The following is a 23,213-nucleotide window of genomic DNA, read 5'->3' as shown; positions in this document are numbered from 1 at the left end:
GCCGCGGCCCCGACGGCCTCCCCGGATCCACTAGACTTCCGGCGTGCTCATGCGGATGTCTTCCCTCTTTGTCCGAACCCTGCGCGAGGCCCCGGCCGACGCGGAGGTCGCCAGCCACTCCTGGCTCGTGCGCGCCGGCTACGTGCGCCGCGCCGCCCCCGGGATCTACACGTGGCTGCCGCTGGGGCTGCGGGTGCTGGGCAAGATCGAGGCGATCGTGCGGGAGGAGATGAACCGTGCGGGCGCCCAGGAGGTGCACTTCCCGGCGCTGCTGCCGCGGGAGCCGTACGAGGCCACCGGGCGCTGGACCGAGTACGGGCCGAACCTGTTCCGCGTCAAGGACCGCCGGGGCAACGACCTGCTCCTCGCGCCCACGCACGAGGAGATGTTCACGCTGCTCGTCGCCGATCTCTACTCCTCCTACAAGGACCTGCCGCTCACGCTCTTCCAGCTGCAGACGAAGTACCGCGACGAGGCCCGCCCCCGCGCGGGGCTCCTGCGCGGGCGAGAGTTCATCATGAAGGACGCCTACTCCTTCGACCTCGACGACGAGGGCCTGGCGGCCTCCTACGACGCCCAGCGCGCCGCCTACGAGCGCATCTTCACCCGGCTCGGCCTCGAGTACGCCATCGTCTCGGCGACCGCCGGGGCCATGGGCGGCTCGCGCAGCGAGGAGTTCTTGCACCCGAGCCCGATCGGCGAGGACACGTTCGTCCGCTCACCCGGCGGCTACGCGGCGAACGTCGAGGCCGTCACCACCCCGGTCCCGCCCGCCGTCGACGCGTCCGGCGAACCCGCGCCGATCGTGCACGACACCCCCGCCGCCGCCACGATCGAGGCCCTCGTGGACTCGGCCAACGAACTCTTTCCGCGCGCCGACCGGCCCTGGACGGCGGCGGACACGCTCAAGCACGTGCTCGTGACCGCCGTGCACCCCGACGGCGACCGCGAGGTCCTCGCGATCGGGCTGCCCGGCGACCGCACCGTCGACGGCAAGCGGCTCGAGGCGGCCCTCTATCCGGCCGAGGTCGAGACCGCGACCGAGGCGGACCTGCGCACCCGGCCCGAGCTCGTGCCCGGCTACGTCGGCCCGCAGGTGCTCGGTCCCAACGCCCCGGAACGTGCGGACGACGCCCCCTCGCCCGTGCGGTACCTGCTCGATCCGCGGGTGGTCGACGGCACGGCCTGGGTGAGTGGCGCGAACGTGCCGGGTCGGCACGTGGCCCACCTCGTCAAGGGCCGGGACTTCGGCGCGGACGGCGTGATCGACGTGGCCGAGGTCCGGGCCGGGGATCCCGCCCCGGACGGCTCCGGGCCGCTCGAACTGGCCCGCGGCATCGAGGTCGGACACATCTTCGCGCTCGGTCGCAAGTACGCCGAGGCGCTCGGCCTGAGCGTGCTCGATCGCAACGGCAAGGCCGTCACCGTGACGATGGGCTCCTACGGCCTCGGCGTCACGCGTGTGCTCGCCGCCCTCGCCGAGAAGACGTGCGACGACGCGGGCCTGGCCTGGCCCGTCGACGTCGCCCCGTTCCACGTGCACGTCGTGGCCACGGGCAAGGACGCCGCAGTCTTCGACACCGCGGCCGATCTCGCCGGCCGGCTCGACGCGGCCGGGCTCGAGGTGCTCTACGACGACCGACCCAAGGTCTCCCCGGGGGTCAAGTTCGCCGATGCCGAGATCCTCGGCGTGCCCTTCATCCTCGTCGTCGGGCGCGGGCTGGCGAGCGGGGTGGTGGAGGTGCGCACGCGCGCGAGCGGCGACCGGGTCGAGCTCGCGCCGGAGGCGGCCGTCACGGAGTTGATCGATCGGGTTCGCTCGGCCCTGGCCCACTGAGCAGGCCCGGCCACGGGCCGCCGACCACGGCCCCGCCATGGGTGTCGAGGTACGCCGTCCACGCCTGGTCGAGCGCGGCGGCCCGCTCCGGGCCGCGGCTCTCCTGCGCCGCGGCGATCCAGGCCGCGACGAGTTCCCCCTGGCGCAGCCGGATCGCCGTGTCCACCCCATCCGCGCCGATCGCGTAGGCGGGTCGGCGCGGGTCGGCGTCGGTGCCCGCGGCCGCTGCGATCATCGTGCGCGCCGCCGCCCGATGGTCCGCTGCGCGGGCGGCGAGGGCCTCCTGCTCCTCGCCGTCCGCCTGCGCCGCGGCGATCTCGCCCAGGTACCCGATCGCGTCGAGGTGGGCGATGATCGAATCCTTGGTCGCGCCGTCGTTGAGGTTCACCGGTGCGAGCGGGGCCGGGCAGACGGGCCCGCAGTCGAGGCCGAGGAGGTCGCGGCCCGCGCCGACCATCGCCTGCCGGGTCACGAGCATCGATCCGACGGTCGAGATCCAGCCCTCCGGCAGGTCCTGCTCGGCCAGGTCGGCGAGCTCGGTCAGGGAGGCGGTCAGCTCAGCGACCGCGGCCTCGGGCGAGAGCACGGCCGGTTCTGTGGGTTCCGTGGGCTCCGTCGGGTCGACCGGGCCGGTCGGGTCGCCGGAGCCGGCAGGGTCGGCAGGGCCGTGCGTGTCCGTCTCGGGGCGCGGCGGGGGAGTCCAGACCCCGCCCAGGTCCCCGGCCTGCTCCGAACCGATGTCCGAGACGAGCCCGAAGAGGTCCGCCGGGCCCGGCCCCTCGGCCACATTCGCCGAGGCGGCCTCGACCCGGCTGGTGACGTCCGCCACGCCCGTGGCGTTGCGCGCGAGCAGCTGCCGGAGCTGCTCGACGGCGTCGGGGGACGGGATCGGCGCGGGGGGTGAGCCGATCCGCACCCCGCAGCCGGCTGACAGGGCGGCGATCGCCACCCCGGCGGTCAGGGTGGCGAGGGCCCGGCGGATGGTCATGACGTTGATCGTGCCACGTCCTCGGCCTAGGCTGGTGCACTGCCGCCACGGGTGGGTCGCACGCGCGACCGCGAGACAACTACACAAGGAGGAGCCATGGCCGCCGAACGCACGGACCTTCGGACCGCATTGACCAGCGTGCTCACGCCGGTGGTCGCCCACGCCGGACTCTTCCTCGAGGACGTCGCCCTGACCGGACCCGCGAAACACCGCACGCTCCGGGTGATCGTCGACCTGCCCGACGGCCCGGGCGGGGTCGACTCCGACCGGCTCGCCGACGTCACCCGCGCCGTGTCGGGGGCCATGGACGACGTCGCCGACCGCATCCCCGGCAGCTACACCCTCGAGGTCACGACCGCGGGCGCGGATCGGACCCTCACGACCGCCCGGCACTTCCGGCGCGCCGAGGGCCGCTCCGTCACCCTCACCACCGAGGACGGTTCCGTCACCGGCCGGGTCGTGGCCGCCGACGACGCGCAGGTCGTGCTGCGCACCGAGGCGGGCGAAACCGCCGTCGCCCTCGCGACCGTGCGCAGTGGCCGCATCAACCTGGACTTCCGCCCCGCCGCGGATCACGCCTGAGGAGGCCGTCATGGAAATCGATATGACCACGCTCAGGCTGGTCGAGTCGGAACGGGACATCCCGCTCGAGGCGCTCGCCTCGGCGATCGAGCAGGCCCTCGAACTGGCCTACCTCAAGACCCCGTACGCCTTCCCGCACGCCCGGGTGGAACTCGACCGTCGCAGCGGACGCGTGACCGTGTTCGCGCGCGAGGAGGAGGACCCGTCGTCCCCCGAATTCGACGACACCCCGGACGACTTCGGGCGCATCGCCACCTCGACGGCCCGCCAGGTCATCATGCAGCGTCTGCGCGACGCGGAGGACGACCTGGTGCTCGGCAACTTCCGGGGCAAGGAGGGCGACATCCTCGCCGGGGTGATCCAGCAGGGCCCCGATCCCCGGACCGTGCTCGTCGACGTCGGCGGGGTCGAGGCCGTCCTGCCCGCCACCGAGCAGGTCCCCACCGAGACCTACGTCCACGGCGAACGGATCCGCGTGTACGTGGTGGAGGTCTCCCGCGGCATGAAGGGACCCCACATCACGGTCTCGCGCACCCACCCGAACCTCGTGCGCCGGCTCTTCGCGATGGAGGTGCCCGAGATCGCCGACGGCTCGGTGGTCATCGGCGCGCTCGCGCGTGAAGCCGGACACAGGAGCAAGATGGCCGTCTCCTCGACCGTCGCCGGCCTCGGCGCGAAGGGCGCCTGCATCGGCCCGCTCGGGCAACGGGTGCGCGCCGTCATGAGCGAACTGCGCGGGGAGAAGATCGACATCGTCGATTTCAGCGAGGATCCCAAGGTCTTCGTGGCCGCGGCGCTCTCCCCGGCCCGAGTCGACTCGGTCGAGATCGTCGATGCCGCGGAGCGTTCGGCACGCGTCGTCGTACCCGACTTCCAGCTCTCACTGGCGATCGGGAAGGAAGGACAGAACGTCCGTCTCGCCGCTCGACTCACCGGCTGGCGGATCGACATCCACCCCGACGTGGAGGCCTGAGCGAAGCGGGGTATACACTGGCCCACGGGCCGACGCCCGGTCATCCAGCGTTCACGAGCCTTCGGCGCTCGTACCGTACTCGAGAGGTTCGATCGATGAGTACTCACGTGCCGATACGTTCGTGCGTGGGATGCCGGACGAAGGACCGCAGGTCCGCCCTGGTACGCCTGGTGATCGATCACCGGTCCGACGACCATCCGGTCGTCACCGTCGATCGTTCCGCCTGCGCCCCGGGTCGGGGAGTGTGGGTGCACGAGCACCCACGTTGCCTGGACCGCGCCCTCACCACCCGGGCCTTCCCCCGGGGACTGCGGACCACCCGAGCGGTGGACCTCAGCCAGGTGACGGAGTGGCTCCACACCATCCGTCGTTGATCAAGAAAGCGGGTTAGAAGCCGATGGGCCCCCGATGAGTTCCCAGCGATGAATCACCACTAGCGACGGTCCGTTCCTGTCCGGGCGGACCTGGACAGGAGAGTTGTGTCACGAGTCCGCGTTCACGAGCTCGCCAAAGAGCTCGGCGTTGACAGCAAGACTGTGATGGCCAAATTGGAGCAGCTGGGCGAGTTCGTCAAGTCCGCCTCCTCCACGATCGAAGCCCCCGTTCAGCGGCGGCTCCGTGAGGCCTTCCCCGATCAGCCGGCGGCTGCGCCGGCGAAGAAGAAGACCCCCAAGGCGACCCCGGCCGAGAAGCCGGCCACAGCCGGTGCGGCCGCCGCACCGACCAAGCCGGCCACGTCGAGTGAGCCGAGTGGGCAGAGCGCGCCGCCGACCCCGAGCGGATCGGCCCCCGCCGACGCGGAGGCCCCGGCGGCGCCGAAGCCCGGTGCGGTCAAGGCCGGTGCCGTCAAGCCCGGCCCCAAGGCTCCGGAGCCCGCGGCGCCCGTGCCACCGGTCCCCGGCCCCAAGGCTCCCGAGCCCGCGGCACCGGCCCAGTCGGCACCGGCCCAACCGTCGGCACCGGCCACACCGGCCGCTCCGGTCGCGAAGCCCGCCGCCGGCGAGACGCCGGCAGCGCCGTCCGATCAGGGTGAGGCGGCGGCCCGCCCGGCCCCGCGTCCCGGGCCCAAGCCCGCGCCCAAGCCCGCGGGGCGTCCGGGGAACAACCCGTTCGCCTCGAGCCAGGGCATGCCCCGTCCGGGGCAGCGTCCCGGCGGCGGCGGCCGCTCCGGTGGCGGACCGCGCCCCGGCGCGCCTCGCCCGGGGAACAACCCGTTCGCCTCGAGCCAGGGCATGCCCCGTCCGGGGCAGCGTCCAGGTCCTCGCCCCGGTGGCGCCGGTGGAGCGGGTGGCACGGGTGCCGGAGCCGGAGCGGCGGGACCCCGTCCCGGCGGGCCGCGCCCGAGCCCCGGCATGATGCCCGGCCGCTCGAGTGTGGGCCGCCCGGGTGCCACGAACGCCGGTGGCGGTCGCGGCGGCGGTGCCGGTCGCGGTGCCGGCGGCGGCGGCGGTCGCAGCGGCGGTCCCGGTCGTCCCGGTGGTGGCGGCGGCTTCGGTGGCCGCGGCGGCGGTCGCGGTGGCCGTGGCTCCACGCAGGGAGCGTTCGGTCGTTCCGGCGGCCGTCCGGTTCGCGGGCGCAAGTCGAAGCGCGCGAAGCGGCAGGAGTTCGAACAGCAGTCCGCGCCGTCGATCGGCGGCGTCCAGGTTCCCCGTGGGAACGGTTCGACCGTCATCCGCATCCGCGCCGGCGCGTCCCTCATGGACTTCGGCGACCGGATCGACGCGAACCCCGCGAGCCTGGTGCAGGTGCTCTTCCACCTGGGAGAGATGGCCACCGCCACGCAGTCCCTCGACGAGGACACCTTCCAGACCCTCGGCAGCGAACTCGGGTACGTCATCGAGATCGTGTCGCCGGAGGAGGAGGACAAGGAGCTCCTCGGGAGCTTCGACATCGACCTCGAGGCGGAAGAGGCGGCCGAGACCGACGAGGACCTGCAGGCGCGCCCGCCGGTCGTCACGGTCATGGGCCACGTCGACCACGGTAAGACCGCCACGCTGGACGCCATCCGTCACACCGACACGGCGACCCGCGAGGCCGGTGGCATCACCCAGCACATCGGTGCCTACCAGGTCCACGCCGAGCACGAGGGCCTCGAACGCGCGATCACCTTCATCGACACCCCCGGTCACGAGGCGTTCACCGCCATGCGTGCCCGCGGCGCCCAGGTGACCGACATCGCGATCCTCGTGGTCGCGGCCGATGACGGCGTCATGCCCCAGACGGTCGAGGCGCTCAACCACGCACAGGCGGCGAACGTTCCGATCGTCGTCGCGGTGAACAAGGTGGACAAGCCCGACGCGAATCCGGACAAGATCCGGGCGCAGCTCACCGAGTACAACCTCGTGGCGGAGGAGTACGGCGGCGACACCATGTTCGTCGACGTCTCCGCCAAGCAGCGCACGGGCATCGACGACCTCCTCGAGGCCGTCCTGCTCACCGCCGACGCCGCCCTCGACCTGCGGGCCAACCCCGACAAGGACGCCCGCGGCGTCGCCATCGAGGCGAACCTCGACAAGGGCCGCGGAGCGGTCGCCACGGTGCTCGTGGAATCGGGCACCCTGCACGTCGGCGACGCGATCGTCGCCGGCACCGCCCACGGCCGTGTCCGGGCCATGTTCGACGAGCACGGTGAGTCCCTGACCGAGGCCGGTCCCGCGCGGCCGGTCCAGGTCCTCGGCCTCACGTCGGTCCCGGGAGCCGGGGACAGCTTCCTCGTCGCGCCCGACGACCGCACCGCCCGGCAGATCGCCGACAAGCGGGAGGCCGCCGAGCGTGCCGCGATGCTGGCCAAGCGTCGTAAGCGCGTCTCCCTCGAGGACTTCACCGAGCACCTCGAGGCCGGCAAGGTCGACACGCTCAACCTGGTGCTCAAGGGCGACGTCTCCGGTGCCGTCGAGGCACTCGAGGACGCCCTGCTCAAGATCGATGTGGGCGACGAGGTCGCGCTGCGGATCATCCACCGCGGTGTCGGTGCGATCACGCAGAACGACGTCAACCTCGCCACGGTCGACAGCGCCGTGATCCTCGGGTTCAACGTCCGTACCGCCGAGCGGGTGGCCGAACTGGCCGACCGCGAGGGGGTCGAGATCAAGTACTACTCGGTCATCTACCAGGCGATCGACGAGATCGAGAGCGCGCTCAAGGGCATGCTCAAGCCCGAGTACGAGGAGGCCCAGCTGGGCTCCGCCGAGGTTCGGCAGGTGTTCCGCTCCTCCAAGGTCGGTTCGATCGCCGGGTCGATCGTGCGCTCCGGCACGATCAAGCGCGGCACGAAGGCCCGTCTCCTGCGCGACGGCGTGGTCCTGGCCGACAACCTCACCATCTCCTCGCTCCGGCGGGAGAAGGACGACGTCACCGAGGTCCGCGAGGGCTTCGAATGCGGTATCGGCCTCGGCCACCGCGACATCGTCGAGGGGGACGTCATCGAGACGTTCGAGATGCGCGAGATCCCGCGCGACTGACCGTCCGCGGCGTCATCGCCTCAGGGTCCCGGCCACTAGGCTGGGGCCCTGAGGCGCCTCCCGGGCCGGCCGGCGTGCCGGCGGCCCACCCACACACGGCCCGTCACACTCCCCGCGCGGGTCGCGCGGGGGCCGAGAGCAGGAGAAGGAACATGGCCGATCACCCCCGCGCCCGTAAGCTCGGTGAGCGCATCCACCAGATCGTCGCCCAGATGCTCGACACCCGGATCAAGGACCCGCGCCTCGGCTTCATCACCGTGACGGACGTGCGCGTGACCGGGGACCTCCAGCACGCCACCGTGTTCTACACCGTCTACGGCGACGAGACCGACCGTGCGAGTACCGCCGCGGCGCTCGAATCGGCCAAGGGCCTCATCCGATCCGAGGTCGGCAAGCAGACGGGCGTGCGGCTCACCCCCACGCTCGAGTTCACCGTCGACTCCATCCCCGAGACCGCCGCCCACCTCGACTCGGCCCTCGCGCGGGCGGCCGCCCACGACGCCGAGGTGGCGAAGCTGCGCGAACGAGCGGGCTACGCCGGCGACGCCGATCCCTACCGGACCCCCCGCGCCGAGTCCCCCACGGACGAGGCACCCTGAACGCCCCCGACGGCCTGCTCCTGCTCGACAAGCCGGCGGGCCTCACCTCCCACGGCGCCGTCGCCCGCACGCGGCGCGCCCTGGGGACCCGCAAGGTCGGACACGCCGGCACCCTCGATCCGATGGCCACGGGCCTGCTCGTGCTCGGCATCGGGCGTGCCACCCGGCTGCTCACCTATATCGTCGGCGTGGACAAGACCTATACGGCCACCATCCGGCTCGGCCAGGGCACGAACACCGACGACGCCGAGGGGGAGGCGACCTCCTCCCCGGGCGCCCGCCTCGCCGCCGGCCCGGAGCGCGCCGTCCGGCTCGAGCTGGACGGGATCGAGGCCGTCGCCGCGGGGCTGCGCGGACCGATCGAGCAGGTTCCGAGCGCGGTCTCGGCCATCAAGGTCGACGGCAAGCGCGCCTACGCCCGGGTGCGCGCGGGGGAGGAGGTCGCCCTGCCCGCCCGGCCCGTGACGATCCACCGGTTCGCGCTGGCCGAGCCCCGCGCGTCGGTCGCCGCCGACGGCACACCGGTCGTCGACGTCGACGCCGTGATCGACTGCTCCTCCGGCACCTACGTGCGCGCCCTCGCCCGGGATCTCGGCGCCCGACTCGGCTGCGGCGGCCACCTCACCGCGCTGCGGCGCACCCGGGTCGGACCCTTCGACCTCGACCCCGAACCCACCGCCACGGCCGCCCGGACTGCGGCGGTCCGCGCCGACGACACCCTGCCCCGGACCGCCCCGGATGCGCTGCTGAGCGTGACCACGGCGCTGCGGCTGCTCCTGCCCGCCCGCGAGCTGACCGAGGGCGAGGCCCGGGCGGTCCGCTACGGCCAGTCACTCGCGGCGGGCGGCATGGCCGAGCTCGCCGGCGCGTTCGACCCGGCCGGGCGCGGGATCGCCGTGCTGAGCCTCGACGGTGAGCGGGCCCGCCCCGTGCTCGTGCTCGACCCGGCCTGATCCCCGGGGCGCGGGCCACCCTCCCCGCTCGGTTCCGGTCCGCCGGGCGACACCGAGAGGCCGGTTTGATAGTCTCGATTCGGTAACGATCGGTCGATCCGCGCGCAGGATCGTGGTGCGGCCGGTCGTCCGCCCGAGACGCCGACCCAGGGGAGAACGTGGCAGCAGCACCGAGGACAGCGGGCCTCCGCGACCCCGGAGGCGACGTCGGCCTGGCAGCGGGGGCATCGGGCGCATCCGGGGCATCCGGGCTACCCGCGGCGAGCAGCCCGAGCGACCGGTCACGGCCGAGCGGGCGGCGAGCTGCGTCGTCCACACGCGCGCGCTTCCAACCGGAGATCCAGGCGCTGCGGGCGCTCGCGGTACTCGCCGTCATGGCCTATCACTTCCGCCCGGGCGCGCTGCCGGGCGGCTACGTCGGCGTCGACATCTTCTTCGTCATCTCCGGCTACCTCATCACCGGGCTCATGATCCGCGAGATCGCCCGGGAGGGCCGGCTGAGCTTCCGCGGCTTCTACGGCCGGCGCATCCGGCGGATCCTGCCCGCGGCGAGCGCCGCGCTGGCCGCGATCACGGTCGCCGGCGTGCTCATCCTGCCGATGAACCGGTGGACCGACCTCGGCCACGAGGCGCTCGCCACGACGTTCTTCGGCCAGAACTGGTATCTGGCCCATCAGTCCGTCGACTACCTCGCCGAAGGGGCTGCGGCGAGCCCGCTGCAGCACTACTGGAGCCTGTCGGTCGAGGAACAGTTCTACTTCGTGTGGCCCGCGCTGCTCGTGGCCTCGATCGCCGCGGCCACGTGGTGGCGCCGGCGGCGGGGGCACGGACCGGCCTCGCCGCGGCTCGTCGCCGGCGTCGTGCTGTGGGCGGTCGTCGCGGGCAGCGGCGCCTACAGCGCCCTCCAGGTGATCGCCGGGGATCCGGCGGCCTACTTCGTCACCCCCGCCCGCGCCTGGGAGCTCGCCCTCGGCGGCCTGGTCGCCGTGCACTGGCCGCAGCTCCAGCGACTCGCGCGCGGCCCCCGTCGGGGCGCGGCCTGGCTCGGATCGGGGACGGCGCTCGTCGCCTTCGCGCTCGTGACCTACGACGCCGCCACGCCGTTCCCCGGCGTCGCGGCGCTCGCGCCGACCGTCGGCACCGCGGCGATGATCCTCGGGGCGAACCGGTGGATCGAGGCCCGGCCGGACGGCGCCCTCGCGCACCTGATCGGCGCCCGCAGCGTGCAGTGGTGCGGCGACGCCTCCTATTCCCTCTACCTGTGGCATTGGCCGGTCGTCGTGTTCCTGCCCTACCTGTTTCCCGGGGTGAGCCCGGCGGTGGCGCTCGGGTTCGGGGTCGCGCTCGCATTCCTGCTCGGCGCACTCTCCCGCCATCTCGTGGAGCTGCCGTTCCTGCACCACACCTCCGCCAACACCGCCCTGCCGCGGCTCGTGGCCGTCGCCGCGGTGAGCATGTCGTTCACCGCGATCGCCGGCGCCGGCACGGTGGGCTGGTTCCACCACAGCAGCACGACCCTCCAGAGCGAGGCCCAGGCGCTCGAGTCGAATCCGCCGCGCGGTTTCGGATCCGAGTCGATCAGCCGCAGCGGATACCGCCCGTTCGTGCAGAACGCGGCCGGGATCGCGCCGACGCCCTCCCGGGCCCGCGAGGACCTGCCGGAGAGCGCCAAGGACGACTGCAAGTCCTCGATCGACGACCCGACCACGCCGCGCTGCGTCTTCGGCGACGAGGACGCGGGCACGACCGTCGTGCTCGTCGGCGACTCCCACACCGAGCAGTACCTGCCCGCGTTCCAGAAGATCGCCGAAGAGCAGAGCCTGCGCATCGTCACCTACCTGCACGCCTCCTGCCCGTTCAGCTTCGCCCAGCGGGAGTCCGACGCCACCCGCGGGGGCCCGTGCCTCGAGGCGAACCGGGCGACCCTGGCCGACATCGTCGACCGGGACGAGGCCGACCTGTTCGTCACCTCCAACCTCACCGACCATCCCTTCGTCGAGAGCGCGGACGTGCCGAGCCCCACGGACGGCTTCCGGCAGATGTGGAAGGAACTGCGCGCGGTCGCCCCCGTGGCGGTGTTGAGCGACAACCCGATGATGCTGCCCAAGGACGAGACCACGGAGTGCGTGCTCGAGAACCTGAACGATCCCGAGGACTGCGCGATCGACAAGGACGACGCGATGCCGCTCGACCGCCAGCGGGCGGCCGCCGCGGGCGATCCGGACGTCACCTGGGTCGACATGACCGGGCAGTACTGCACCGCGGACGAATGCCCGCCGGTCATCGGCAACGTGATGGTCTATCGCGACCAGCAGCACGTGACCGAGACCTACGCCCGCACCCTCGCCGACTACGTCTGGGGCCAGGTCGAGCCGCTGCTCGGCACGGGGGCGGCCGCCGGGTGAGGCCGGCCGGCGGCCGCGTGGGCGGGCGCCAATTCGCGCAGGCACCCGCCGTGGTGGCACGCTAGGACCGGCGAGAGCGAACTGGAGAGGCGGAACCGCGTGCAGATCTGGCGTGGACTGAAGGAGATCCCGGCGGATGTGGCCGGCGCCGGAACGGCGATCACCATCGGGAACTTCGATGGCGTGCACACCGGCCATGCCGCCGTGCTCGCGGCCACGGTGCGCGCCGCCCGCGAGCGGGGTGTCATGGCCGTGGCGATCACCTTCGATCCGCATCCGGCCCGCATCCATCGCCCCGAGGGCGCGCCCGTGCTGCTCACCGGGCTGACCGACCGGCTCGACCTGCTCGCCGCGGCCGGCCTCGACGCCTGCCTCGTGATCCACTACACCCCGGCCTTCGCGGCCCAGAGCGCGGTGGCCTTCGCGCGCACCTACCTGCGCGACGGCCTCGGGGCCCGCGCGGTCGTGGTCGGGGAGGACATCCGGTTCGGCGCGGGGAACGAGGGGGACCGGGGCACGATGGCCGAGCTCGGAGGCGAGCTCGGCTTCGAGGTCGGGATCGTCACCGACGTGCCCGCCGACGGTTCTCACCGGCGCGCCTCCTCCACCTGGGTGCGCGAGCTCCTGGCCGCCGGAGCGGTGGCCGATGCGCGCCGCATCCTCGGGCGCTGGCACCGGATGCGCGGCGTCGTCGTCCACGGGCAGGCCCGCGGACGCGACCTCGGATTCCCGACGGCGAACCTCGCCCCGGACGCGAGCGGCACCATTCCAGCCGACGGCGTGTACGCCGGCTGGCTCACGACCGATTGGGGCAGCGGCACCGCCGAGCGGATGCCCGCGGCGATCTCCATCGGCACGAACCCGACGTTCTCCGGGATGGCCCGCGTGGTCGAGGCGCACGTGCTCGGGCGCACCGATCTCGAGCTCTACGGCCGGGAGATCGTCGTCGAGTTCGTGGCCCGGCTGCGACCCACCCTCAAATTCGACGGCATCGACGAGCTCATCGCGCGGATGAACACCGACGTCGACCAGGCGGCCGACCTGCTCGGTGTCCCGCGGCCCTCGGTTCGGCCCTCGATCCAGCCGATCCAGCCCTCGAATCAGCCGACCCAGCCCTCGATTCAGCCGACCCAGCCCAGGGCGAACCGCGCCTGAGCCGTGCGGGAGGGGCGCCTGCGCGGTGTGTGCGCCGTCTCAGTCGCCCGCCCGATACCCGGACGCCGCCGCCTGATACGATGGACGTTGCCGTTCGATCGGCCGCGGAATCGTTATGCCCGGGTGGATATGCCCCGGAGCTCCGCGCAACGGAAAACGAAAAGGAGACGCCGGTGCCACTTGCTGCGGACGTCAAGAAGAAGATCATCGCCGAATACGCGACCAGCGAAGGCGACACCGGGTCGCCCGAGGTTCAGGTCGCCCTGCTCACCCAGCGGATCACCGATCTGACCGAGCACTTCAAGACCCACAAGCACGACCACCACAGCCGTCGTGGTCTGCTGCTGCTCGTCGGTCAGCGCCGCCGCCTCCTCGGCTACCTGCGCGAGACCGACATCGCGCGCTACCGCACGCTCATCGAGCGACTCGGCCTGCGCCGCTAGCCTGACCGCCCCGGCTCGGTCCCCTCGGGGACCGGGCCGGTGTCGTGTACCGGCCGGGGTTCCCGGCCGCAGCCAGAAACGAGAACAACCAGAATCGCCGGCAGGCGAAGGTCCTCGGTAGTGGCTCCCGGATCGTGGATCCGTGGGCCTCGATCGATGACCGCCGCGGGCCGGGATCGATCCGAAGAAGGAGGGCACCCATGGAGGGTCCCGAGATCAAGTACGCCGAAGCCACGATCGACAACGGTCGGTTCGGCACCCGCACCATCCGCTTCGAGACGGGCCGCCTCGCCCAGCAGGCCGGCGGCGCCGTGCTCGCCACGCTCGACGAGGAGACCGTCGTGCTGTCCACGACGTCCGCGGGCAAGCACCCCCGGGAGGGATTCGACTTCTTCCCGCTGACCGTCGACATCGAGGAGCGCCAGTACGCCGCCGGTAAGATCCCCGGCTCGTTCTTCCGCCGCGAGGGCCGCCCCTCGACCGAGGCGATCCTCGCCTGCCGCCTCATCGACCGCCCGCTGCGCCCGCTGTTCGTCAAGGGGCTGCGCAACGAGGTCCAGGTCGTGGGCACCGTGTTCGCGATCCACCCGGACGACTCCTACGACATCCTCGCCATCAACGCGGCGTCGCTGTCCACCCAGATCTCCGGCCTGCCGTTCTCCGGCCCGGTCGGCGCCGTGCGCATCGCCCTGATCGACGATCAGTGGGTCGCCTTCCCGCGCTACTCCGAGGTCGAGCGCGCCGTGTTCTCGATGGTCGTGGCCGGACGGATCGTCGGGGACGACGTCGCGATCGCCATGATCGAGGCCGAGGCCACCGACCAGGCATGGGACCTCATCAAGAACCAGGGCGCGACCGCCCCGACCGAGGAGGTCGTGGCCGCCGGGCTCGAGGCCGCCAAGCCGTTCGTCGCCGCGCTCGCCCAGGCGCAGCTGGACCTGGCCGCCCAGGCGTCCAAGGAGACCCAGAGCTTCCCGCTCTTCCCCGACTACGAGGCGGACGTGTACGAGGCCGTCGAGGCGAAGGCCGCGGCCGACCTCGACGCCGCCCTGTCCATCGCGGGCAAGCAGGAGCGCGAGAACCGCCTCGACGAGCTCAAGTCGGAGCTCGTCTCCTCCCTCGCCGGCCAGTTCGAGGGGCGCGAGAAGGAGCTGTCCGCCGCGTTCCGCAGCGTGCAGAAGCAGGTCATCCGCACCCGCATCCTCTCCGACGGCTTCCGCATCGACGGCCGCGGGCTCGCCGACATCCGGACCCTCTCGGCCGAGGTCGAGGTGCTCCCGCGCGTGCACGGCTCGGCCCTGTTCGAGCGCGGCGAGACCCAGATCCTGGGCGTGACCACGCTCAACATGCTCAAGATGGAGCAGCAGCTGGACACCCTCTCCCCGGTGACCCGCAAGCGCTACATGCACAACTACAACTTCCCGCCCTACTCGACCGGTGAGACCGGCCGCGTGGGCTCGCCCAAGCGTCGCGAGATCGGCCACGGCGCGCTCGCCGAGCGGGCGATCGTGCCCGTGCTGCCCGCGCGCGAGGAGTTCCCCTACGCGATCCGTCAGGTCTCCGAGGCCCTCAGCTCCAACGGGTCCACCTCGATGGGGTCGGTCTGCGCCTCCACGCTCTCGCTGCTCAACGCCGGTGTGCCCCTGCGCGCCCCGGTCGCCGGCATCGCGATGGGTCTCGTCTCCGGGACCGTCGACGGCGAGACGAAGTACGCCGCCCTGACCGACATCCTCGGCGCCGAGGACGCATTCGGCGACATGGACTTCAAGGTCGCCGGCACGGGTGAGTTCATCACGGCCATCCAGCTCGACACGAAGCTCGACGGCATCCCGGCCTCCGTGCTCACGAGCGCGCTGACCCAGGCCCGTCAGGCCCGCCTGACGATCCTCGACGTCATGGCCGGCGCGATCGAGGCCCCGGACGAGATGGCCCCCACGGCCCCGCGCATCATCACGGTGCAGGTCCCCGTGGACAAGATCGGCGAGGTCATCGGGCCCAAGGGCAAGATGATCAACCAGATCCAGGACGACACGGGCGCCGACATCTCCATCGAGGACGACGGCACCGTGTTCATCGGCGCGGTCGACGGCCCGTCTGCCGAGGCGGCCCGCCAGGCGGTCAACGCCATCGCGAACCCGCACATGCCCGAGGTCGGGGAGCGGTTCGTGGGAACGGTCGTCAAGACCACGTCCTTCGGCGCGTTCATCTCGCTCACCCCGGGCAAGGACGGCCTGCTGCACATCTCCCAGGTGCGCAAGCTCGTGGGCGGCAAGCGCATCGACGCCGTCGAGGACGTGCTGTCGGTGGGCCAGAAGGTCCAGGTCGAGCTCGCCGAGATCGACCCCCGCGGCAAGCTCTCGCTGCACGCGGTGGTCGAGGAGGAGGCCGACGCCTCCGCCGCCGAGGCGAAGTAGTCCCCGGCATCCATGGTTGACCTCGTCCTCGGCCCGGCCGCCGCGCCGGGCACCGAGGTCTCGCTGGAGGCGGGCGGCGCGCTCATGCGCCGCTCCGTCCTCCCCGGCGGGATCCGGCTGCTGACCGAGTCCGTTCCCGGGCAGCGATCCGCAGCGATCGGTGCCTGGGTGGCGGTCGGGTCGAGGGACGAGACCGGGGGACACCACGGGTCCACCCACTTCCTCGAACACCTGCTGTTCAAGGGCACCCCCACGCGCACGGCCCTCGACATCGCCGCCGCGTTCGACGGCGTCGGCGGGGAGGCCAATGCCGCCACCGCCAAGGAGTACACGGCCTACTACGCCCGCGTGCTCGACGCGGACCTGCCGATGGCCAGTGAGACCATCCTCGACATGGTCACCTCCTCGATCATCGACGCGGACGAGTTCGAGTCCGAACGCGGCGTCATCCTCGAGGAACTCGCCATGGCCGGCGACGACCCGGTCGACGTCGCCCACGAGGCGTTCGCCGCCGCCGTCTTCGGTGAGCACGCCCTCGCCCGCCCGATCGGCGGCACCCCGGCGACGATCAATGCCACGGGGCGAGACGCCGTCCTCGAGCATTACCGGGCGAACTACCGCAGCGACGAACTCGTCGTCTGTGCCGCCGGCAACGTCGACCACGACCGGCTCGCCGGCGCCGTGCTGCGCGGCGTGGCCGCGGGCGGGTGGGAGCTGCCGGCGGACCTCGCCCCGGTGGCACGCCGCAGTCCCTCCCTCGCCGGCCCCCTGCTGGGGGCGACCACCGGACTCGCCGGCGCGTCGTCGAGCCGCGCGATCGCCCGCCCGTTCGAGCAGGCGAACATCCTCCTCGGCGGGCTCGGGCCGAGCGCCACGGACGAGCGCCGGTTCACCCTCGCCGTGCTCAACGCCGTCCTCGGCGGCTCGATGAGCTCCCGACTCTTCCAGGAGATCCGCGAGAAGCGCGGCCTGGCCTACTCCGTCTACTCCTTCGCCGCCGGGTACGCGGACACCGGGCTCTTCGGCGTGTACGCCGGCTGCGCGCCCGATCGCGCCGAGCAGGTGGTCGAACTCATCGAGACCGAGCTCCAGCGCCTCGCCCGCGAGCCCGTCGGCGCCGACGAACTCGCCCTCGGCATCGGCCAGGTGCGCGGGAACCTCGTGCTCGGGCTCGAGGACTCCGGCGCGCGCATGGCCAGGCTCGGCCGCGCGGAGATCACCCTGGGCGAGTTGACGACCGTGGACGAGAACCTCGCCCGCATCGCCGCCGTGACCGCCGAGCAGGTGCGAGAGCTCGCCGCCGACCTCGCCGGGCAGCCGCGCCACCTCGTGGCCGTCGGGCCGAGGGACGACGCACTGCCGCTCCCGTAGCCCGCCGCGGGTTCGCCCCTGTCGCTGCCGGAGCCGACGTGGCACACTGTGTGGCTCGCGCACGCAGATCTCGTGAGGAGCCGTGATGGCACAGTCCCTGGCAACCTATATCGCCCTGCCCGGCACGACGGCCGAGGCGATGGCGCACTGGCACGAGGTGCTCGGCGGCGAGCTCGACATCCTGCGGTACGGCGACGCGCCACCGATGGCGGGCATGGGCTTCGAGCCCGACCCGAACGCGGTCGCCCATGCGACGCTCACGTTGCCGGCCGGCGTCATCGCGGGCGGGGACTCGATGGATCCGGGCACGGACTATCCGGTCGGCGGCACGGCGTACTCGCTGCTGTTCACGACCGAGACCCCGGAGGAGGCACGCGGGTACATCGACGCCTTCGTCGCCGGCGGGGGCCACGTCGGGATGCCGTTCGGGCAGGCGCCGTGGGGCGACTACTACGGTCAGGTATTCGACCGGTACGGGGTCATGTGGGCGTTCTCGTGCGAGGCCACGCCGGCCGCGTGATCAGGCGCGTCGCGCAGTGATCGGCAGGATCAGCCCGGCTGGTTCCGGGCGGAGCTCTCGGACCGGAACATCAGGGCCGCCCGGCGCAGCGTCGTGCGGGCGCGCCGGCGGTCCCCGGCGGCGTCGTAGGCCCAGCCGAGGTTGAACCAGGCACGCCAGTCCTGCGGCGAGGCCTCCGCGATCTCGGCCAGCGGGCCGAAGCGTTCCGCCGCGGCCGCCTTGTCGATCCGGCCGCCGCGGGAGCGGGGCAGGTCGTCCACGACGAGGCCGTCCTCCGCCTCGAGGGTCGCGTACATCCGCGACACGACGGCGGCCTGGCGCCACTCGGCGACAAGGAACCACACGGTCACGACCGGGATCACGAACACCGCGACCCCGATGCCCACCGCGACCGGGATACCGCTGCCGATGAGGACGAGCGCGCGGGTGCCGACGATCCAGATGTACAACGCGAGCAGCGCCGTCATCGCGGCGGCGTAGGCGATGCTCCCGCCCCGGGATCTCATCCGAGCCGTCTCATGTGGGCCTCAGCCGAGCAGGGGGTCGAGGCCGACGGTCAGGCCGGGGCGGCCGGCGACCGCGCGCACGGCCAGGAGCACGCCGGGCATGAAGGAGGCGCGGTCGAAGGAGTCGGTGCGGATCGTCAGCTGCTCGCCGGGGTTGCCGAAGAGGATCTCCTCGTGGGCCACGAGACCGCGCTGGCGCACGGCGTGCACGCGCACCCCGTCGACGTCCATGCCGCGGGCCTCGAACCCCGTCTCGGTCGCATCGGGCATCGGGTCGAGCCCGGCCCGCGCGCGGGCGGAGGCGATCCCGCGGGCCGTGTGCATGGCGGTGCCGGAGGGGGCGTCCACCTTGTTCGGGTGGTGCAGCTCGATCACCTCGGCCGACTCGAAGTAGGGGGCGGCCATGGCCGCGAAGCGCATCGCCAGCACCGCCGAGAGCGCGAAGTTCGGGGCGATGACCGCACCGAGGCCCGTGCCGTCGAGCGCGGCGCGCACCCGATCGAGGGAGTCCTCGGTCCAGCCGGTGGTGCCCACGACCGGTGCGATGCCGGCCTCGATCAGGGCGTGCACGTTCGCCTCGGTCACCGACGGGACCGTGAAGTCGACGGCGACGTCGACCGCGCCGGCGAGCGCCGCGATCTCCTCGGCCGTCCGGCCGCTCGCCGGGTCCCCGCTCGAGGGGTCCACCTCGGCCACCAGCTCCAGGTCCGCGGCGCCGGTGACGGCGGCGCACACCTGACGCCCCATCCGTCCCCGGGCACCCACAACCGCCACACGCAATGTCATGCCTCCCACCCTACTGGGACCTGGACGGACCGGCAGCAGCGGCCCGGGCGCGCGATCGAGTGGACCGGTCCGCCGGTCCCCCTAGCCAACGCGAATGCGGCGTTGATAGGCCTGAAGGGGGCAGGCATCAGGCATCAGTCACCGCCCAGTCGTCGCTTCCGGGCCAGGGAGGGGTCGTGTCGCATCCGAGGTCACCCCACGAGGTGCCGCCGAGATCCCATCAGGACCGCTTGATCGAACAGCATCTCGGCCTGGCCCGGTCGCTGGCCGCCCGATATCGCAGCCGGGGAGTCGAATTCCAGGACCTGGAGCAGGTGGCCTGCCTCGGCCTCGTCGGTGCGGCTCGCCGGTATCGGAGCGAACGCGGGGAGTTCGGGGTGTTCGCGGCGATGACGATCGAGGGCGAATTGAAGAAGTACTTTCGCGATCACGCATGGGTGATCCGGCCACCGCGACGGATCCAGCAGCTGCGTTCGGAGTTGGCCACCTCGTATCGCGATCGGCTGACCGATATGGAGCAGCAGGTGCTGGCGTGCCGGCATGGCGTGACGCGACGCGAAGTCGGCGAGGCGCTCGCAGCGACCACCTGCTTTCGGGCGGATTCACTCGATGTCCCGGCGCGGGACGGTCGAGCGCCCCGGTCGGCGTCGATCTGCGATGGGGTCGATGGCGACCACGCGGGGCTGGAGGACCTCTTGGATCTGCGACGTGTGCTCGCCGCGCTGAGTGCCCGCGAACGCACCCTCATCCGGTTGCGATTCTTCGACGAACTCACGCAGCAACAGATCGCCGAGAGACTCGGGATCAGTCAGATCCAGGTCTCGCGGAGGCTGACGCGCGTGCTTGCGCGCCTCCGCGCGACCCTGGAGGCGGGTCCGCAATTCGCTTCAGCGGACCAGGGCACTGCGGGCCATGTGAAGCGAACGTTCCCGCCGCAGGCCGCTTAGCCGCACCGATCCGTTGCCACCTCGAGGCCTCGAGCATGAGCGCGTGCACACAGGCCTGGGGCAGGTTGCCACGCCGTAGCTGCTGAACGATGTCGTACTCCTCGGATTGCAGGCGTGGCGGCCCACACGCGGCGCGGCTGCGTTCGAACCACATCCGTGCCGCGGTGAGCTGGCCCCGTCGTGCGCCGCCCGCGTCACGAAGAGGCCGCACAGCAGGAAGGCTCCCTCGGCGTGTCCGAGCGGGGCCGGTTCATGCCGGAATCGGTAGACGAACCCGTCCCGAGAGCTCGGCGCTGACCGCGTCATAAGACTGGTGAGGCCCACGAGCACCGCAGAGGCATGCCGGGCGTCCCACGGCGTGATCGTCGCGTTCATGTCTGGAACGGTGCGTCGCCTCGGTGGCCGACCGGGTGGCGTGAGCGTGCGGTTGTCGTAGTGCCCGCTCGCGGCTGCTCCCGAACGGTCCCGAACACGGTCGGCCTGCGTCAGTCATCCTGCCGGTCCTTGGAGTCCGCCGGGCCGTCGTCGTCGGCCTCGCCGGCGGTGAGCGGCATGGCGATGCTCTCGAGACTCGCCCGTTCCGCCTTGACCCCGAAGAACAGCTCGGCGATGCCGCCGAGTGCCATGACCCCGGCGCCGATGAAGAACGCGATCGAGACGAGTCCGGCGTCCTTGCTGTTGATGAGCGCGCCGAAGAGGAGCGGGCCCGCGATCCCGCCGACGGCCGTACCGATGGCGTAGAAGAACGCGATCGCGAGCGCCCGGGTCTCCATCGGGAAGATCTCGCTGACCGTCAGATAGGCCGCGCTCGCGCCGGAGGAGGCGAGGAAGAACGTGGCCACGAGAACGATCATGAACAGCCAGATGTTGCTCGTGCCGGAGATCATGACGAACGCGAGGACCACACCGAGCGCGGCCGAGCCGAGATAGGAGATCGAGATCATCGGCTTCCGGCCGACCGTATCGAACAGCGGGCCGAGGATGACGGGGCCGGCGAAGTTCGATACGGCCCACCCGGCGATGAAGAAGGGAACGATATCCGCCGACCGGTCGTAGAAGGTGGTGAGCAGCAGGCCGAGATTGAACGTGATCCCGTTGTACATGAACGCCTGACCGACGAACAGGGCGACGCTCAGGACCGACCGTCGAGGATACGTCTTGAACGCGACCTTCGCGATCTCCCGGAAGGGGATCGACCGCCGTTGACGAATCGTGAGCGAATCGCCCGGATCGGCCAGTTCGGCCGTGGTGCGATCGTTGATGTCCTGCTCGATCCCGCCGACGATCTCCTCGGCCTGATCTTGGTAGCCGTGGATGAACAGCCACCGCGGGCTCTCGGGGATGCCGCGCCGGACGTAGAGCACGCCGAGGCCGAGAACCGCGCCGATCCCGAAGGCGATACGCCAGCCGATATCGGCCGGGAACAGCGCCTTGTCGAGCAGCACGACGGCAGCAAGGTTGCCACCGACCGCGCCGAGCCAATAGCTGCCGTTGATGATGAGGTCGACGCGGCCGCGCACCCGGCCCGGGATCATCTCGTCGATCGCCGAATTGATGGCCGCATACTCCCCACCGATGCCGGCACCGGTGAAGAAGCGCGCGAGGAAGAAGTACCACGGAGCGAACGCGAACCCGGTGGCGACGGTGGCCACGAGGTACACGATGAGCGTGATCATGAACAGCCGCTTGCGGCCCAACTTGTCGGTGAGCTGCCCGAAGAACAACGCGCCCAGGCATGCTCCGGCCACATAGACGGCTCCGGCGAGACCGATCTGGGCGGAGTTGATCTCGATACCGCTGCCGGACTGGGTCAGCCGCGAGGCGACGGCACCGACCATCGTGACCTCGAGCCCATCGAGAATCCAGACGGCACCGAGGCCGATGACGACCCGCCAATGGAAATTCGACCACGGGAGCCGGTCGAGCCGGCCGGGGATCTTCGTTTGGATGGTGCCCAACTGCACGTCCCTGCTCGCCATGTCACGCCTTCTTCGCCTGGTTGCGACGTTCGAACCATCGCCATAGGCGTAGGGGGAAGAGACCGATGAGTGGGGCTCGTCGACCGAGGTCGTCCCGGTCACGACGATCGAATGCGTGGGCGTACCGGGCGGCGGATTCCGGGTCGGCGTACTCCTTACGACCTCCCGCACCGCAGCGGCGGGTGCAGGTCCACCGCATCGTCGAGCCGTCGGCGGTGAAGTGGTAGTCGTGTCCGAAGACCGTGCAGACCAGCGGGGGAGCAGTGAGCGCCGGCGGGCTGGCTCCCGCGACTGTGTGGGAGGTGGTCGGCTGCGGGTCCTCGTCCGGGCTGCCGGCGCGTCCAGTGGTCATTGTCATCCACTCCTCAGGTCGCGACTGATGTGCTCAGTTGGCCGTGTGAAGTGTCTGTACCCCCGTCGCCCGAATCTATGCACCCGAGCCAGGACGCCCCGCGCGTGGGCCCCGTGACCGCCGGACCCGGCCCTGCGGATCCTGGATCGGTGCTCCAGTTGTCGGAGCGGCCGCGATCCGGGGGAGACCCGGTGGGTCAGGAGCCCTGGATCAGGGCGAGGACCCGTTCGGCCTCCTGCGCCGATGTGAATGTGAGCTGGACGGCACCACCGGTGAGCGGTTCCATGACGGCGGGTGCGCCCACCACCTCGTTGCCGGCCCGCATGAGCAGCCGGTCACCGGACTCGGCGGCCTCCTGCGAGAGGTCTTCGAGCATCGCCGCGCCGGCATCGTCGAGCTGCACGGCGATCGTGTCGCCGTCCCCGAGCTCCGCGGAGGCGACGCCCGCGCGCTCGTAGGCGCCCGGGTCGAGCACGTGCGTGCCGCCCGCCTCGACGCATTCGGGAGCCGAGTCCGGCTCGCAGCCGGTCGTCAGCGCGAGGTCGATCGAACCACCGACACCACCGACACCACCGACACCGCCTGGACCACTGCCGCCGTCGGCACCGTCGGCACCGTTGGCACCGGGTGAGCCGCTGCAGGCCGCGACGACGAGGCTCGTGGCGAACACGCCCGCAGCCCATCCCGCCATCCGCCCGACGGGCCCGCGCCGGGTCGCCCGATCCGTCACCGTGCCCGCCTCGTTCTGGATTCCCCGTTCCATCCGCCCCTCCTCAGGGTTCACGTCCTCCGCGTCGTGCTCTGCCCCACACTCTCATACAGCCCCTGTCTCGGGTGGGGAAACTCCTGGGTCCCCGCAACGGATCTTCCTCCCCGCCGGGGCACGGAGCGCGCGGGCGGCGTGGAGCGGGGAAGAGTACCCGTCGCCCGCAACGAATAGTC

20 protein-coding genes are annotated in these 23,213 nt (G+C 71.9%); 14 read left to right on the top strand and 6 right to left on the bottom strand.

The genetic code is table 11. The annotated features are described in order from the left end of the window. Positions 1-55: 55 nt before the first annotated feature. Positions 56-1,837 (top strand): proline--tRNA ligase, encoded by a 1,782-nt coding sequence (locus GCE65_RS10500; protein WP_255475271.1) that lies wholly within the window; start codon positions 56-58, stop codon positions 1,835-1,837. Here GCE65_RS10500 and GCE65_RS10495 read toward each other — a convergent pair. Beyond that, complete coding sequence (locus tag GCE65_RS10495) at positions 1,794-2,825, bottom strand: hypothetical protein (protein WP_153878350.1); 1,032 nt, start codon at positions 2,823-2,825, stop codon at positions 1,794-1,796. The two genes, GCE65_RS10500 and GCE65_RS10495, sit on opposite strands and share 44 nt — an antisense overlap. A gap of 96 nt (positions 2,826-2,921) precedes the next feature. Here GCE65_RS10495 and rimP point away from each other — a divergent pair, with 96 nt between their 5' ends. From rimP to GCE65_RS10435, 12 genes are all read left to right on the top strand, one after another. Continuing rightward, the gene (gene rimP / locus GCE65_RS10490; protein WP_153878349.1) at positions 2,922-3,407 is read left to right on the top strand and encodes a ribosome maturation factor RimP; all 486 of its coding nucleotides are present in this window, start codon (positions 2,922-2,924) and stop codon (positions 3,405-3,407) included. Positions 3,408-3,417: 10 nt separating this feature from the next. Further along, on the top strand, positions 3,418-4,380 hold the full coding sequence (nusA, locus tag GCE65_RS10485; protein ID WP_153878348.1) for a transcription termination factor NusA: 963 nt from the start codon (positions 3,418-3,420) through the stop codon (positions 4,378-4,380). Positions 4,381-4,475: 95 nt separating this feature from the next. Then, entirely contained in the window at positions 4,476-4,754 is a 279-nt protein-coding gene (locus GCE65_RS17105) for a YlxR family protein (RefSeq protein WP_152818376.1), read from the top strand. Between the two features lie 105 nt (positions 4,755-4,859). After that, the gene (gene infB, locus GCE65_RS10475; protein ID WP_153878347.1) at positions 4,860-7,841 is read left to right on the top strand and encodes a translation initiation factor IF-2; all 2,982 of its coding nucleotides are present in this window, start codon (positions 4,860-4,862) and stop codon (positions 7,839-7,841) included. A gap of 152 nt (positions 7,842-7,993) precedes the next feature. After that, the gene (gene rbfA, locus GCE65_RS10470) at positions 7,994-8,440 is read left to right on the top strand and encodes a 30S ribosome-binding factor RbfA (RefSeq protein WP_152818374.1); all 447 of its coding nucleotides are present in this window, start codon (positions 7,994-7,996) and stop codon (positions 8,438-8,440) included. After that, positions 8,437-9,393, top strand: coding sequence for a tRNA pseudouridine(55) synthase TruB (gene truB, locus GCE65_RS10465; protein WP_153878346.1), 957 nt, complete (start codon positions 8,437-8,439; stop codon positions 9,391-9,393). Before rbfA ends, truB begins: the two co-directional genes overlap by 4 nt. A gap of 158 nt (positions 9,394-9,551) precedes the next feature. Beyond that, positions 9,552-11,798 carry an acyltransferase family protein gene (locus tag GCE65_RS10460; RefSeq protein ID WP_153878345.1) on the top strand — a complete coding sequence of 749 codons (2,247 nt, stop codon included), beginning with the start codon at positions 9,552-9,554 and terminating at the stop codon, positions 11,796-11,798. A gap of 99 nt (positions 11,799-11,897) precedes the next feature. Next, on the top strand, positions 11,898-12,953 hold the full coding sequence (locus GCE65_RS10455) for a bifunctional riboflavin kinase/FAD synthetase (RefSeq protein WP_153878344.1): 1,056 nt from the start codon (positions 11,898-11,900) through the stop codon (positions 12,951-12,953). A gap of 173 nt (positions 12,954-13,126) precedes the next feature. Further along, a complete protein-coding gene (rpsO, locus tag GCE65_RS10450; protein ID WP_153878343.1) occupies positions 13,127-13,396 on the top strand; it encodes a 30S ribosomal protein S15 in 270 nt (89 codons plus the stop codon). A 200-nt stretch (positions 13,397-13,596) separates the two neighbouring features. After that, positions 13,597-15,810 carry a polyribonucleotide nucleotidyltransferase gene (locus tag GCE65_RS10445; protein WP_153878342.1) on the top strand — a complete coding sequence of 738 codons (2,214 nt, stop codon included), beginning with the start codon at positions 13,597-13,599 and terminating at the stop codon, positions 15,808-15,810. A gap of 12 nt (positions 15,811-15,822) precedes the next feature. Continuing rightward, positions 15,823-17,181: a pitrilysin family protein gene (locus GCE65_RS10440; RefSeq protein ID WP_153878341.1), complete on the top strand. Its 1,359-nt coding sequence runs from the start codon at positions 15,823-15,825 to the stop codon at positions 17,179-17,181. 85 nt (positions 17,182-17,266) lie between these two features. Next, entirely contained in the window at positions 17,267-17,701 is a 435-nt protein-coding gene (locus GCE65_RS10435) for a VOC family protein (RefSeq protein ID WP_152818367.1), read from the top strand. A 29-nt stretch (positions 17,702-17,730) separates the two neighbouring features. Here GCE65_RS10435 and GCE65_RS10430 read toward each other — a convergent pair whose 3' ends face one another. Both GCE65_RS10430 and dapB read right to left on the bottom strand, forming a co-directional pair. Next, complete coding sequence (locus GCE65_RS10430) at positions 17,731-18,207, bottom strand: hypothetical protein (protein ID WP_152818366.1); 477 nt, start codon at positions 18,205-18,207, stop codon at positions 17,731-17,733. Between the two features lie 21 nt (positions 18,208-18,228). After that, on the bottom strand, positions 18,229-18,993 hold the full coding sequence (gene dapB, locus GCE65_RS10425) for a 4-hydroxy-tetrahydrodipicolinate reductase (protein ID WP_153878340.1): 765 nt from the start codon (positions 18,991-18,993) through the stop codon (positions 18,229-18,231). Between the two features lie 230 nt (positions 18,994-19,223). On the opposite strand from dapB, the gene GCE65_RS10420 reads away from it, so the two are divergent. Further along, a complete protein-coding gene (locus tag GCE65_RS10420; protein ID WP_194928675.1) occupies positions 19,224-19,940 on the top strand; it encodes a sigma-70 family RNA polymerase sigma factor in 717 nt (238 codons plus the stop codon). Positions 19,941-20,425: 485 nt separating this feature from the next. Here GCE65_RS10420 and GCE65_RS10415 read toward each other — a convergent pair whose 3' ends face one another. The 3 genes from GCE65_RS10415 to GCE65_RS10405 all read right to left on the bottom strand — a co-directional run bounded on the left by GCE65_RS10415 (position 20,426) and on the right by GCE65_RS10405 (position 23,034). Next, positions 20,426-21,919: an MFS transporter gene (locus tag GCE65_RS10415; RefSeq protein WP_153878338.1), complete on the bottom strand. Its 1,494-nt coding sequence runs from the start codon at positions 21,917-21,919 to the stop codon at positions 20,426-20,428. A gap of 1 nt (position 21,920) precedes the next feature. Then, the gene (locus tag GCE65_RS16640; RefSeq protein ID WP_228759896.1) at positions 21,921-22,271 is read right to left on the bottom strand and encodes a hypothetical protein; all 351 of its coding nucleotides are present in this window, start codon (positions 22,269-22,271) and stop codon (positions 21,921-21,923) included. 196 nt (positions 22,272-22,467) lie between these two features. Beyond that, positions 22,468-23,034 carry a hypothetical protein gene (locus tag GCE65_RS10405; RefSeq protein ID WP_153878337.1) on the bottom strand — a complete coding sequence of 189 codons (567 nt, stop codon included), beginning with the start codon at positions 23,032-23,034 and terminating at the stop codon, positions 22,468-22,470. Between the last annotated feature and the right edge of the window lie 179 nt (positions 23,035-23,213).

This window comes from Pseudactinotalea sp. HY158, assembly GCF_009660225.1.
Lineage (GTDB): Bacteria > Actinomycetota > Actinomycetes > Actinomycetales > Beutenbergiaceae > HY158.
The sequence above is the reverse complement of the archived record's forward strand: the minus strand, read 5'-3'. Positions and strand labels throughout refer to the sequence as shown.